9 protein-coding genes are annotated in these 13255 nt (G+C 57.6%); 1 reads left to right on the top strand and 8 read right to left on the bottom strand.

The window, feature by feature from the left end; translation table 11 throughout:
* Nucleotides 1-26: 26 nt before the first annotated feature.
* From C5687_RS14455 to glpE, 3 genes are read right to left on the bottom strand one after another with little or no spacing between them, the layout of a single operon-like run.
* Nucleotides 27-785 (bottom strand): DeoR/GlpR family transcriptional regulator, encoded by a 759-nt coding sequence (locus C5687_RS14455; RefSeq protein ID WP_025758123.1) that lies wholly within the window; start codon nucleotides 783-785, stop codon nucleotides 27-29.
* A 16-nt stretch (nucleotides 786-801) separates the two neighbouring features.
* Nucleotides 802-1632: a rhomboid family intramembrane serine protease GlpG gene (gene glpG / locus C5687_RS14450; protein ID WP_025758124.1), complete on the bottom strand. Its 831-nt coding sequence runs from the start codon at nucleotides 1630-1632 to the stop codon at nucleotides 802-804.
* Nucleotides 1633-1679: 47 nt separating this feature from the next.
* Entirely contained in the window at nucleotides 1680-2012 is a 333-nt protein-coding gene (glpE, locus tag C5687_RS14445) for a thiosulfate sulfurtransferase GlpE (RefSeq protein ID WP_003861590.1), read from the bottom strand.
* 188 nt (nucleotides 2013-2200) lie between these two features.
* On the opposite strand from glpE, the gene glpD reads away from it, so the two are divergent.
* Entirely contained in the window at nucleotides 2201-3709 is a 1509-nt protein-coding gene (glpD, locus tag C5687_RS14440; protein ID WP_025758126.1) for a glycerol-3-phosphate dehydrogenase, read from the top strand.
* 89 nt (nucleotides 3710-3798) lie between these two features.
* Here the strand turns inward: glpD and glgP are convergent, their stop codons facing one another.
* From glgP to glgB, 5 genes are read right to left on the bottom strand one after another with little or no spacing between them, the layout of a single operon-like run.
* Nucleotides 3799-6246 (bottom strand): glycogen phosphorylase, encoded by a 2448-nt coding sequence (gene glgP, locus C5687_RS14435; RefSeq protein ID WP_059386870.1) that lies wholly within the window; start codon nucleotides 6244-6246, stop codon nucleotides 3799-3801.
* A gap of 18 nt (nucleotides 6247-6264) precedes the next feature.
* Nucleotides 6265-7698 carry a glycogen synthase GlgA gene (glgA, locus tag C5687_RS14430; protein WP_025759652.1) on the bottom strand — a complete coding sequence of 478 codons (1434 nt, stop codon included), beginning with the start codon at nucleotides 7696-7698 and terminating at the stop codon, nucleotides 6265-6267.
* Nucleotides 7698-8993 (bottom strand): glucose-1-phosphate adenylyltransferase, encoded by a 1296-nt coding sequence (gene glgC, locus C5687_RS14425; RefSeq protein ID WP_008503066.1) that lies wholly within the window; start codon nucleotides 8991-8993, stop codon nucleotides 7698-7700. The genes glgA and glgC overlap by 1 nt, the downstream gene beginning before the upstream one ends.
* A gap of 17 nt (nucleotides 8994-9010) precedes the next feature.
* Nucleotides 9011-10984: a glycogen debranching protein GlgX gene (gene glgX, locus C5687_RS14420; RefSeq protein ID WP_104557192.1), complete on the bottom strand. Its 1974-nt coding sequence runs from the start codon at nucleotides 10982-10984 to the stop codon at nucleotides 9011-9013.
* The gene (glgB, locus tag C5687_RS14415; RefSeq protein ID WP_104557191.1) at nucleotides 10981-13167 is read right to left on the bottom strand and encodes a 1,4-alpha-glucan branching enzyme; all 2187 of its coding nucleotides are present in this window, start codon (nucleotides 13165-13167) and stop codon (nucleotides 10981-10983) included. The genes glgX and glgB overlap by 4 nt, the downstream gene beginning before the upstream one ends.
* Nucleotides 13168-13255: the final 88 nt, after the last annotated feature.

Raw genomic sequence — 13255 nt, 5'->3', positions numbered from 1 at the left:
CCCACAGGGAGAGGGAGAAAGGCTTCTCAGCACAACTCTAACTGCAAATTATTATCTTTAATCACCTGCATAACGCCCGCCGGCGGCATCACGTCGGTATAGACCGCATCCACCATGCTGATGCTGCCCATGTTGACCATCGCGTTACGGCCAAACTTCGAGTGATCCACAACCAGCATCACGTGGCGTGAGTTTTCAATGATCGCCCGCTTGGTGCGTACTTCGTGGTAATCAAATTCCAGCAGCGAGCCGTCGCTGTCGATGCCGCTAATCCCGAGAATGCCGAAGTCGAGACGGAACTGAGAGATAAAATCGAGCGTCGCTTCACCGATAATTCCGCCATCGCGGCTGCGCAGTTCACCACCGGCGAGAATAATGCGGAAATCGTCTTTCTGCATCAGGGTATTGGCCACGTTCAGGTTGTTGGTCACGATGCGCAGGTTTTCGTGATCCAGCAGGGCATGGGCCACCGCTTCCGGCGTGGTGCCGATATCAATAAACAGCGTCGCCCCGTTGGGGATCTGGCTGGCCACTTTACGGGCAATGCGCTCTTTTTCTGCCGTTTGCGTGGCTTTGCGGTCGTGCCAGGAGGTGTTGACCGAGCTGGACGGCAGCGCCGCTCCGCCGTGGTGGCGCAGAATGCGGTTTTGATCGGCCAGGTCGTTCAGGTCACGACGGATGGTTTGTGGGCTGACGGCAAACTGCTCAACCAGCTCTTCGGTGCTGACGTATCCCTGTTTTTTTACCAGTTCGATAATGGCGTCATGGCGTTGTGTTTGTTTCATCAATTATCCCTGAGAATTATGTTCGTTTTCGCGCATGGAGCGTGTCGGCAAAGGCCATCGCCAGCCCAACGGCCAGCCCGGTGACGTGCGCACCATTGGCGATAGACATACCAAACAGATCAAACCATCCGGCAATAAGCCATATTAACGCAAAGGTTATTAATCCGCGCTGCAGATAGATGCCACTTTCAGGGTCACGCTCGCCCCTGAGCCAGACATAGCCCATCAGGGCATACACCACGCCGGAGAGCCCGCCAAACCACGGGCCGCTGAATTTGTGCTGCACGTAGCCGCTCAGCAGGGCGCTAATAATGGTGATAACGATCAGCTTCCCGCTGCCCAGACGCTTCTCCACGGCACCGCCGAGATACCACCACCAGAGCAGGTTAAAGAGGATATGCATCACCGAGAAGTGCATCAGCGCGTGGGTAAAGTAGCGCCAGACGTCAAAATCCAGAGACGGGTCATACGGCCACGCCAGGGCGATCATGACGCTCTGGTCGCCCACCACATTCATGATAATGAAGACGATAATGCAGGCCGCCATCAGCAGCAGCGTAAACGGGCCTGCGCGCTCGCGAATGGTGGCAAGAAAGGGAAAGCGGCTGTAGTGCAATCCGCTACCGGTCTGACCCGACTGCCAGCTTGCCGCCAGATAGCGCGGGTCACCAGGGTTTTCCAGAAAACGCGCCAGCTCCTCGTTTACCCGCCCGGCCTGGCTCTCATCGGCCAGCCAGACGTCGGTCTGTGTATGTTGCTGGATGGTCAGAATAACGCCCTGCGTCGCCATATAGTCGACAAACGCCTGGGCGACGCGCGGGTTGGTAAAAGAGGTGATCATCAACATGGGCAGCGGTCGCTTATTTCCACACAAAAGGGGACAGTATAGCGGGATCAGCGCTCAAAAGCGTATTCCACTTCCGCCGGGAAATGGCGATGCCAGGCATCGAAGCCACCGTCGACGCTGTATACCGCCTCGTAACCCTGCTGAAGCAGATACTGCGCCGCGCCTTTACTGCTGTTGCCGTGGTAGCACATCACCATCACCGGCGTGTCGAAGTCGTTATCGCGCATAAAGGCGCCCAGCGTGTCGTTGGTGAGATGGAACGCGCCTGGCGTGTGGCCCATCGCAAAACTCTGCGGATCGCGGATGTCCACCAGCACCGCTTTTCCCTGGTGCATCTTCTGGTGGGCTTCTTCTACGTTAATACATTCAAACTGATCCATGGTGTTCTCTTTACAGTGGTCGGCGACATGATTTTACCGCGTAGTGTACGTCCTGGCGGCGGGTAAACGCCATTATGTTATCCATATCACTCTAAATTGTTTTTTTGATGTTACCAAAAGCGCGTTCCTTTGCTATTATGAGCGATATCGAACATTTCTGAGCTTTAACGAAAGTGCGTGAGGGTGTTATGGAAACCAAAGATCTGATTGTGATAGGCGGTGGCATCAACGGTGCCGGTATTGCGGTCGATGCCGCAGGACGCGGCTTATCCGTACTGATGCTGGAAGCTAACGATCTCGCCTGTGCGACCTCGTCCGCCAGCTCCAAACTGATTCACGGTGGCCTGCGCTACCTGGAACACTACGAATTCCGCCTGGTCAGTGAAGCACTGGCTGAACGTGAAGTGCTGTTAAAAATGGCGCCGCATCTGGCGATTCCGATGCGCTTCCGCCTGCCCCATCGCCCGCATCTGCGTCCGGCGTGGATGATCCGAATCGGTCTGTTTATGTACGATCATCTGGGTAAACGCACCAGCCTGCCGGGTTCGACCGGTTTGCGTTTTGGCTCAGAATCGGTCCTTAAACCTGAAATCGTGCGCGGTTTCGAATATTCCGACTGCTGGGTAGACGATGCGCGCCTGGTGCTGGCCAATGCGCAGATGGTCGAGAAGAAAGGCGGCGAGGTGAAAACCCGCACCCGTGCCACCGCCGCCCGCCGTGAAAACGGCCTGTGGATTGTCGAAGCGGAAGATATCGATACCGGCGAGAAATTCAGCTGGAAAGCGCGCGGCCTGGTGAACGCCACCGGTCCGTGGGTGAAACAGTTCTTTGACGACGGCATGCATCTGCCCTCCCCGTATGGCATTCGCCTGATCAAAGGCAGCCATATTGTGGTGCCGCGCGTGCATACCCAGAAACAGGCCTACATTCTGCAGAATGAAGACAAGCGCATTGTGTTCGTCATCCCGTGGATGGACGAATTCTCGATCATCGGCACCACCGACGTGGAGTACAAAGGCGATCCGAAAAACGTTGAGATCGACGAGAGCGAAGTTAACTACCTGCTGAAAGTGTATAACGCGCACTTTAAGAAACAGCTGTCGCGCGATGACGTGGTCTGGACTTACTCCGGCGTGCGTCCGCTGTGCGATGATGAATCGGATTCCCCGCAGGCCATCACCCGCGACTATACGCTTGATATTCACGATGTAGACGGTCAGGCGCCGCTGCTGTCGGTGTTTGGCGGTAAGCTCACCACCTACCGTAAGCTGGCCGAGCACGCGCTGGAAAAACTGGCACCGTACTACAAAGGCATTGGCCCGGCATGGACCAAAGACGCGGTACTGCCCGGCGGTGATATTGGCGGCAACCGCGATGATTACGCCGCGAAGCTGCGTCGTCGCTTCCCGTTCATCACCGAGGGGATGGCACGCCACTATGCCCGCACCTACGGCAGCAACACCGAACTGCTCCTGGGTGACGCGAAAGCGCTTGCCGATCTGGGCGAACATTTCGGTCACGAGCTGTACGAAGCCGAGCTGCGTTATCTGGTCGAACACGAATGGGTTCGCCGTCTGGACGATGCCATCTGGCGTCGTACCAAAGAAGGGATGTGGCTTAACGCCGAACAGCAGTCCCGCGTGGCGCAGTGGTTGCTGCAGCATGCGGGGAAGCGTGAATTGTCGTTAGCTTCTTGATGTGAAAAAAAAGCCCGGTGGCGCTACCGCTTACCGGGCCTACGGGATCGACCAGGCCGGGTAAGGCGTAGCCGCCACCCGGCTTTCTTTTACAACCGCACCGGATCAATATGCCAGATCGTCTCGGCATACTCCTTGATGGTCCTGTCAGACGAGAAATACCCCATATTGGCGATGTTATGCATCGCGGCACTGGTCCACTTCTCCTGCTGACGGTACAGCTCGTCCACCCTGTCCTGACAATCCACATAGCTGCGATAATCTGCCAGTACCTGGTAGTGGTCACCAAAGTTAATCAGCGAATCCACCAGGTCGCGGTAACGGCCCGGCTCCTCAGGGCTAAACACGCCGGTCGCAATCTGCGTCAGCACCTGACGTAGCTCTTCATCCTCTTCGTAATATTCACGCGGCGAGTAGCCTTTCCGGCGCAGCGCCTCCACCTCTTCCGTCGTATTACCGAAGATAAAGATATTGTCTTCCCCCACATGCTCCAGCATCTCGACATTCGCCCCGTCCAGGGTACCGATAGTCAGCGCGCCGTTGAGGGCAAACTTCATGTTACTGGTGCCGGAGGCTTCCGTTCCCGCGGTGGAGATCTGCTCAGAGAGATCCGCCGCCGGGATGATCAGCTGCGCCAGGCTGACGCTGTAGTTCGGGATAAACACCACCTTCAGCTTGTCACCAATATCCGGATCCTGGTTTACCACCTTCGCCACATCGTTGATCAGATGAATGATGTGCTTCGCCATGTAATAGGCGGAAGCCGCCTTACCGGCAAAGATCTTCACGCGCGGAACCCATTCCGCCGTTGGATCGGCCTTGATGCGGTTGTAATGGGTGATCACGTGCAGCACGTTCATCAGCTGACGCTTGTATTCGTGGATGCGTTTGATCTGCACGTCGAACAACGCTTTCGGGTTAGCCACCACGTTGAGGTGGAGCGCCAGCCAGACCGCCAGCCGTTTTTTGTTCAGCAGCTTGGCTTCGCGCACGGCCTTATTCACCGTCGGGAAATCAATATGCTGTTCAAGCTCGCTCAGTTGGCTCAAATCGGTACGCCAGGTGCGGCCGATATTCTCGTCCAGCACCTCAGAGAGCGGCTGGTTAGCCAGCGCCAGCCAGCGGCGCGGCGTAACGCCGTTGGTAACGTTGCAGAAGCGCGTCGGGAAAATCTTCGCGAAGTCCGCAAACAGCGACTGCACCATCAGGTTTGAGTGCAGCTCAGATACCCCGTTCACCTTGTGGCTGATCACCACCGCCAGCCAGGCCATGCGCACGCGGCGGCCGTTGGATTCATCAATGATGGATGCCCGGCTCAGCAGGCCAGTATCGTTCGGGTACTGCTCCTGCAGGGTCTTGAGGAAGTAGTCGTTAATCTCAAAGATAATCTGCAGATGGCGCGGCAGGATCTTGCCCAGCATATCCACCGGCCAGGTCTCCAGCGCTTCGCTCATCAGCGTGTGGTTGGTGTACGAGAACACCTGGCAGGTCACCTCAAAGGCGTCGTCCCAGCTGAACTTATGCTCGTCAATGAGCAGGCGCATCAGTTCCGGAATGGAGAGCACCGGGTGGGTGTCGTTGAGGTGAATCGCCGTTTTCTCCGCCAGATTGGCGTAGGTTCTGTGCAGCTGATGGTGGCGGCTGAGGATATCCTGAATCGTCGCGGAGACGAGGAAATATTCCTGACGCAGGCGCAGCTCGCGACCGGAATAGGTCGAGTCGTCCGGGTACAGCACGCGGGACACATTCTCGGAGTGGTTTTTATCCTCCACCGCCGCGAAGTAGTCACCCTGGTTAAATTTACCGAGGTTGATTTCGCTACTGGCCTGCGCGCTCCACAGGCGCAGCGTGTTGGTGGCATCGGTGTCGTAGCCGGGGATAATCTGGTCGTAGGCCACGGCCAGGATCTCTTCGGTTTCCACCCAGCGGGATTTTTTCCCTTCCTGCTGAATACGCCCGCCAAAACGCACCTTATAACGCGTATTGTGGCGTTTGAACTCCCACGGGTTACCGTACTCCAGCCAGTAGTCCGGTGACTCTTTCTGGCGCCCGTCGACGATATTCTGTTTGAACATGCCGTAGTCGTAGCGAATACCGTAGCCGCGGCCCGGCAGCGCCAGCGTCGCCAGCGAGTCGAGGAAGCAGGCGGCAAGACGCCCCAGACCGCCGTTACCGAGGCCCGGGTCGTTCTCTTCGTCGATCAGTTCTTCTAGATCTAACCCCATCTCTTCCAGTGCGGTTTTGACGTCGTCATAAATACCGAGCGACAACAGCGCATTGGACAGCGTGCGGCCAATCAAAAATTCCATCGACAGGTAGTAAACCTGTCGCGTTTCCTGCGAGAGCTGGGCGCGGTTTGAGCGCAGCCAGCGTTCCACTAAGCGGTCGCGCACCGCAAACAGGGTGGCGTTCAGCCACTCGTGCTTGTTGGCGATAACCGGATCTTTCCCGATGGTGAACATCAGCTTGTAGGCGATGGAGTGCTTTAACGCCTCAACGCTGAGCGTGGGTGAAGAGTAGCTAAAGGGAGCGTTCATATCAGTAACTTCGCCTCGTTACATCAAGCGTTGATAAAGATCGCGGTACGACTGCGCCGCGACATGCCAGCTAAAGTCCATGGACATCGCCTGACGTTGGACGTAACGCCACAGCGATGGACGGGACCACAAGACGAAAGCACGCCGAATCGCCCGTAGCAGCGACCAGGCATTACTGTCCTCAAAGACAAACCCGCTGGCGATACCGTCCGCCAGGTTTTCCAGAGAGCTATCGGATACCGTATCCGCCAGCCCGCCCGTGCGGCGTACCAGCGGCAGGGTGCCGTATTTCAGACCGTAGAGCTGCGTCAGGCCACAGGGTTCGAAACGGCTTGGCACCAGGATGACGTCTGCGCCGCCCATAATGCGGTGCGAAAACGCCTCGTGATAACCAATCTGCACGCCCACCTGCCCCGGATGTTCCGCGGCGGCGGCCAGGAAACCTTCCTGCAGCACCGGGTCGCCTGCCCCGAGCAGGGCCAGCTGTCCCCCCTGCTCCAGTAAACCGGGCAGCGCCTCCAGCACCAGATCCAGCCCTTTCTGGCTGGTCAGGCGGCTCACTACAGCGAACAGCGGCACTTTGTCGTTAACCTTCAGGCCCATCGCAATCTGCAGCTGGCGTTTGTTTTCCGCTTTGTCTTCCACCGAATCACGGCCATAGCGCGACGCCAGCAGGAGATCGGTTTCCGGGCTCCAGATCTGTTCGTCGACGCCGTTCAGAATGCCCGACAGGCGCCCTTCACGATGGCGCTGGCGCAACAGCCCCTCCAGACCGTAGCCAAACTCAGGCTGGGTAATTTCGCGGGCGTAGGTTGGGCTCACGGCGGTAATATGATCGGCGTAATAGAGCCCGGCTTTCAGGAACGAAATCTGCCCGTTAAATTCCAGCCCATGCATGTTATAGAACGATAATGGCAGATCGATTTCACTCATGTGATGGGCATAGTACATCCCCTGATAGGCCAGGTTATGCACGGTGAAGACCGATTTCGCCGGGTGGCCGCGCGCGGCCAGGTATGCCGGGGCCAGCCCGGCGTGCCAGTCGTGCGCATGCACGACATCCGGGCGCCAGAACGGATCCAGCCCCGTCGCCATTTCTGCACCGACCCAGCCAAGCAGCGCAAAGCGCAACACGTTGTCGGTATAGGCGAACAGGTTCGTATCGTGATACGGGCTGCCCGGTCGGTCGTATAAGTGTGGCGCGTCGATCAGGTAGATCCCTACACCGTTGTAATGCCCAAACAGCAGGGTAATGCGTCCGGCAAACGTGTCACGGCGGGTCACCACTTTCGCATCAGGTATACCGCGCCGGATATCCGGGAAGGCGGGCAGCAGGACTCGGGTATCCACGCCTCCGGCGATTTGCGCCGCCGGTAATGCACCAAGTACATCTGCCAGACCGCCCGTCTTTAATAACGGGAACATCTCAGAACATACGTGTAAAACCTGCATCATCGCTCCTGTTTGATTTGCAGCTTCCGCAACATTTCCCGTGTGACTAACACGATCCCCTCTTCCGAACGGTAGAAACGACGCGCGTCTTCTTCCGCATTCTCCCCAATGACCATCCCTTCAGGGATGACGCAGGCACGGTCGATTACGCAACGACGCAGACGACACGAACGCCCTACCCAGACATCCGGCAGCAAGACTGCCGAATCGATATTACAGAATGAATTTATCCGCACGCGGGGGAACAGTACCGACTGCACCACCACCGAGCCTGAAATGATGCACCCGCCGGACACCAGCGAGTTCAGCGTCATACCGTGGCTACCGGAGCGGTCCTGAACGAATTTGGCCGGCGGCAGCGATTCCATATGCGTACGAATCGGCCAGTTTTGATCGTACATATCCAGCTCAGGCGTGACGGAGGCTAAGTCGAGGTTCGCTTTCCAGTACGCTTCCAGCGTTCCCACATCGCGCCAGTAAGGTTCCGCATTCGGGTCTGACTGCACGCAGGACAACGGGAATGGATGTGCATACGCCATGCCAGCTTTGGTGATTTTCGGAATGATGTCTTTACCGAAGTCGTGGCTAGAATTTTCGTCTTTGTCGTCTTCTTCCAGCAGCTCATAAAGATAATCGGCATCAAAGACATAGATCCCCATGCTGGCGAGGGATTTGGTGTCATCTCCCGGCATGGTTGGCGGGTTCGCCGGTTTTTCAACGAAGTCGATGATTTTGTCATCCGCATCCACGTGCATCACGCCAAACGCCGTCGCTTCAGCAACGGGCACCGGCAGACACGCCACGGTGCAGCGCGCCCCTTTTTCGACGTGGTCGATGAGCATGTGGGAGTAATCTTGCTTGTAGATGTGGTCCCCGGCGAGGATCACGATGTATTCCGCGTTATAGCGGCGAATGATGTCGAGGTTCTGCGTCACTGCATCCGCCGTACCGCGGTACCAGTTTTCCCCGTGAACGCGCTGCTGAGCAGGAAGCAGATCGACAAACTCGTTCATCTCTTCGCTGAAGAATGACCAGCCGCGCTGGATATGCTGAACCAGCGTGTGCGACTGATACTGCGTAATGACGCCAATGCGGCGAATGCCAGAGTTCAGGCAGTTGGAGAGCGCAAAGTCGATAATGCGGAACTTACCACCAAAGTGCACAGCCGGTTTGGCGCGCTTGATGGTCAAATCTTTCAGACGGGTACCACGCCCACCCGCAAGGATCAGGGCAACCGTTTTTAATGGTAGCTGGCGTGCCAACATTAAGGGATCGTTCTTCTCTAATCTAACCATGACTAACTCCTTTTTTATCATCTTTGGAATACGCACACTCCGTGCGCAGGCCCGTGCCAGACAGCCATTACTACCGGATTATCCGCTCCGGCAAAGGGGGGAACGGCGCGCCATTCCCCGTCAGGTAAAACAATCTCTGCGACGTCATCCGTCGCGTTCAGCGTGACCAGCCAGCGATCCGACAACAGGATCTGCAGGCGGGGTACGCCGTGTTGCCACTCTTGCGCGCTTAACGGTTGCGCGTCTTTATTCAGCCAGCGAACGTTTCCGTCACCCTCTTCCCACCAGCGGTCGGCGGTCAGTGCGGGAATGTGCTGGCGAAGATGGATCAGCGCCGCGGTGAAGTGGATCAAACCGCTGTTCGCTTCTCCCCAGTCGAGCCAGGTTAAGGTGTTGTCCTGGCAATACGCATTGTTGTTACCGTGCTGACTGTGGCCATGCTCATCGCCTGCCAGCAACATCGGCGTGCCCTGCGACAATAAAAGCGTTGTCAGCAGCGCATGTACGCTGGCGCGTCGCCGCTCGATAACATCCAGACTTCCGCCTAATCCTTCTATACCATGATTAAAGCTATGGTTATTGTTAGTGCCATCGCGATTCTCTTCGCCGTTTGCCTCATTGTGTTTCTGATTGAAACAAACGCAGTCCCTGAGGGTAAAACCGTCATGCGCCGTTAACAGATTGATGGTGGCTGACGGGTGTTTACCGTCACGCTTAAAGAGATCGCTGGATGCGGCAAAGCGTCCGGCAAATTCCCCCAGCGACAGATTCCGCTCCAGCCAGAAGCGGCGCACGGCATCGCGATAATGATCGTTCCACTCGGCAAACAGCGGCGGGAAATTCCCGACCTGATAGCCGCCTTCACCGATGTCCCACGGCTCCGCGATGAGCTTCACCTGCGAGAGCACCGGACAATTTTTTATCGCCTCAAACAGCGGCGCCTGCTGGCTGAACGCCGGCCTGCGCCCCATGACGGGCGCGAGGTCGAAACGAAAACCGTCGACGTGGAACGTGTCTACCCAGTATTTCAGGCATTCATACGCAAAATGCGTGACCGCCGGATGGCTGAGATTGAGGGTGTTACCGCAGCCGGTCCAGTTCTCATAATCGCCATCCTGCCTGATCCAATAATAGCTACGGTTATCAATTCCGCGCATGGAGAGCGTCGGGCCATCGAGATCGCTTTCCGCACTGTGGTTCAGCACCACGTCCAGAATGACCTCAATACCCGCCGCATGGAGCGCCTTCACCGCGTCGCGAAACTCGTCCCGCGCCTTGTCAGGATGGACGGCATAACGCGGCTCAAGCGCGAACATCGCCAGCGGGTTGTAGCCCCAGTAGTTGCTCAGCCCCAGCCGCTGCAGGCGAGGCTCGCTGGCGAAATGGGCGACGGGCAGCAGTTCCAGGGCGGTAATGCCAAGGTGTTTCAGGTAGGCGACCATCGTCGGATGCCCAAGCGCCTTGTAGGTGCCGCGCATCTCTTTGGGGATCGACGGGTGCAGGTAGGTCAGCCCTTTGACGTGGGCTTCATAAATGACGGTATTGCCCCACGGCGTGTGCGGCGGGGCATCGTCTTCCCAGTCATAGAGATCGTTCACCACCACGCTTTTTGGCGCGACGGGCGCGCTGTCGCGGTGGTCGGGCTCGCCGTAGCCCACGTGGAACAGCGGGTCGTCTTTAAATTCACCGTCCACGCGGTGCGCACACGGGTCAATCAACAGCTTCGCAGGGTTAAACCAGTGTCCCTGCGCGGGTTCCCACGGACCGTGCACGCGAAAGCCATAGTGCAACCCTGGCCGCCCTCCGGCCAGGTAACCGTGCCAGGTATCCCCGGTGCGGGCAGGTAAATCGTAACGGTGCTCGTTACCTTCACCGTCAAACACGCACAGTTCTACTCGCTCAGCATGGGCGGAAAAGAGGGTGAAATTAACCCCCTTTCCGTCAAAACTCGCCCCGAGCGGTTCGGGTTTACCTGCCGTAAGCTGCGTCATTCGCCCTCCCGCACCAGCCAGATAGTGCTAAGCGGCGGCAGCGTCAGGCTCAGGGAGTTTGGCCGACCGTGGCTTTCGATGGCATCGCTCTGTACCAGCCCGCCGTTACCGGCGTTGCTGCCGTGATAATGCATTGAATCGGTGTTGAGAATTTCACGCCATTTACCCGCCTGATTAATCCCGAAGCGGTAATGGTGGCGCGGAACGGGCGTGAAGTTGCTGGCGACGATAATCTCGTTACCCGCCTTGTCACGACGCACAAAGACAAACACCGAGCGCGCATGGTCATCCACCACCAGCCACTCAAAGCCGTAAGGATCAAAGTCCAGCTCGTGCAGTGCCTTGTGGTGGCGATAGGTATGGTTCAGATCGCGCACCAGACGCTGCACCCCGTGATGCCAGTTGTCGCCCCCTTCCAGCAGATGCCAGTCGAGGCTGGCGTCGTGGTTCCACTCCCGCCCCTGGGCAAACTCGTTGCCCATAAACAGCAGCTTTTTACCGGGGAAGGCAAACAGCCAGCCGTAGTAGGCGCGCAGGTTGGCGAACTTCTGCCAGGCATCGCCAGGCATCCGGTCAAGAATCGATTTTTTGCCGTGAACCACTTCATCGTGTGACAGCGGCAACACGAAGTTTTCGGTGTAGTTGTAGAGCATCCCGAAGGTCATCTTGTCGTGATGATAACGACGATAAACCGGATCGAGTTTCATGTAGTCGAGCGTGTCGTGCATCCAGCCGAGGTTCCACTTGTACCAGAAGCCCAGACCGCCCATTGACGGTGGACGGGAGACGCCGGCAAAGTCAGTCGACTCTTCCGCCATCGTCACCGCGCCCTCAACCTGCTCGCCGATAATGCGGTTGGTGTTACGCAGGAACTCAATCGCTTCCAGGTTTTCGCGGCCGCCAAATTCGTTCGGGATCCACTCGCCCTCTTTGCGGCTGTAGTCGCGGTAGATCATCGACGCCACCGCATCCACGCGCAGGGCGTCAATGCCGAAGCGCTCGATCCAGTACAGCGCGTTCCCGACAAGGTAGTTGCTGACTTCACGACGCCCGTAGTTATAGATCAGCGTATTCCAGTCCTGGTGATAGCCTTCACGCGGATCGCTGTGCTCGTACAGCTTTGTGCCGTCAAACTCGGCCAGCGCGAAATCGTCCGCCGGGAAATGGCCCGGCACCCAGTCGAGGATGACGTTCAGCCCGGCGGCGTGCGCGGCATCGATGAAATAGCGGAAGTCATCACGCGTGCCGAAGCGGCGGGTCGGCGCGTACAGCCCGGTGGGCTGATAGCCCCAGCTGCCGTCGAACGGGTGTTCGTTTACCGGCAGCAGCTCAAGGTGGGTAAAGCCCATCCATTTGGCGTACGGCACCAGCTGGTCCGCCAGCTCGCGGTAGCTCAGCCAGAAGTTGTTATCCGTGTGGCGACGCCAGGAGCCGAGATGCACCTCATAGACGGAGATCGGCGCATCGAATCGGTTGGCCTGTTTGCGCTCCTCGGTCTGCACAACTTTCTCCGGCAGGCCGCAGATCAGCGAGGCGGTGTCCGGGCGCATCTGCGCTTCAAAGGCGTAAGGGTCGGATTTAATGCGCAGCTTGCCGTTGGCATCGATCATCTCGAACTTATAGAGCTGCCCGTTGTGCGCCCCGGGGATAAACAGCTCCCAGATGCCGGTTTCCCGGCGCAGGCGCATCGGGTGACGTCGCCCGTCCCAGTAGTTGAACTGCCCCACCACGGAGACCCGCTGGGCATTGGGCGCCCACACGGCAAACCGCGTGCCGGTGATCCCATCCATCGTATCCGCATGGGCACCCAGCGTTTCATAAGGACGCAGATGGGTCCCTTCGGACAGCAGCCAGGCGTCCATCTCTTTTAAGAGCGGGCCAAAGCTATAGGGGTCGTCAATCAGGTTTTGCTGGCCGTGCCAAATGACGGCGAGCTGGTAACGAAAGGGGTTTTTACGACGAGGCATGACGCCTGAGAAGAAGCCACGCGAATCGAGGCATTCCAGATTACCCACCTTGCGGCCGGTTTTGGGTTCAATCACCCAGACTTCCGTCGCATCCGGTAACAACGCACGGACTTCGAGCCCGGCCTCAGTACGGTGCATCCCTAGCACAGAAAAGGGGTCGGCAAAATGACCCGCAATAAGCGCATTAATCACGTCTCTCGAAATACGATCGGACATGGTATTCATCCTGTTTTTTTATGTCGTCCTTTTTAGCGCCCGGGACGACTTTAATGTGACCTGAACGAGCATCCTGTCAGCCCGTCCT

Origin of the sequence: Enterobacter sichuanensis, assembly GCF_002939185.1 — a bacterium.
Classification (GTDB): domain Bacteria; phylum Pseudomonadota; class Gammaproteobacteria; order Enterobacterales; family Enterobacteriaceae; genus Enterobacter; species Enterobacter sichuanensis.
Note: the sequence above shows the minus strand (reverse complement) of the source record. Positions and strands in the feature narration are given on the sequence as shown.

Bases quoted from the DNA above. Each gene is read 5' to 3' on its own strand.
- glgX (WP_104557192.1), bottom strand. From the start codon at position 10,984: ATGACGCAGCTTACGGCAGGTAAACCCGAACCGCTCGGGGCGAGTTTT.
- glpG (WP_025758124.1), bottom strand. From the start codon at position 1,632: ATGTTGATGATCACCTCTTTTACCAACCCGCGCGTCGCCCAGGCGTTT.
- glpD (WP_025758126.1), top strand. From the start codon at position 2,201: ATGGAAACCAAAGATCTGATTGTGATAGGCGGTGGCATCAACGGTGCC.
- glgA (WP_025759652.1), bottom strand. From the start codon at position 7,698: ATGCAGGTTTTACACGTATGTTCTGAGATGTTCCCGTTATTAAAGACG.
- C5687_RS14455 (WP_025758123.1), bottom strand. From the start codon at position 785: ATGAAACAAACACAACGCCATGACGCCATTATCGAACTGGTAAAAAAA.
- glgC (WP_008503066.1), bottom strand. From the start codon at position 8,993: ATGGTTAGATTAGAGAAGAACGATCCCTTAATGTTGGCACGCCAGCTA.
- glgB (WP_104557191.1), bottom strand. From the start codon at position 13,167: ATGTCCGATCGTATTTCGAGAGACGTGATTAATGCGCTTATTGCGGGT.
- glpE (WP_003861590.1), bottom strand. From the start codon at position 2,012: ATGGATCAGTTTGAATGTATTAACGTAGAAGAAGCCCACCAGAAGATG.
- glgP (WP_059386870.1), bottom strand. From the start codon at position 6,246: ATGAACGCTCCCTTTAGCTACTCTTCACCCACGCTCAGCGTTGAGGCG.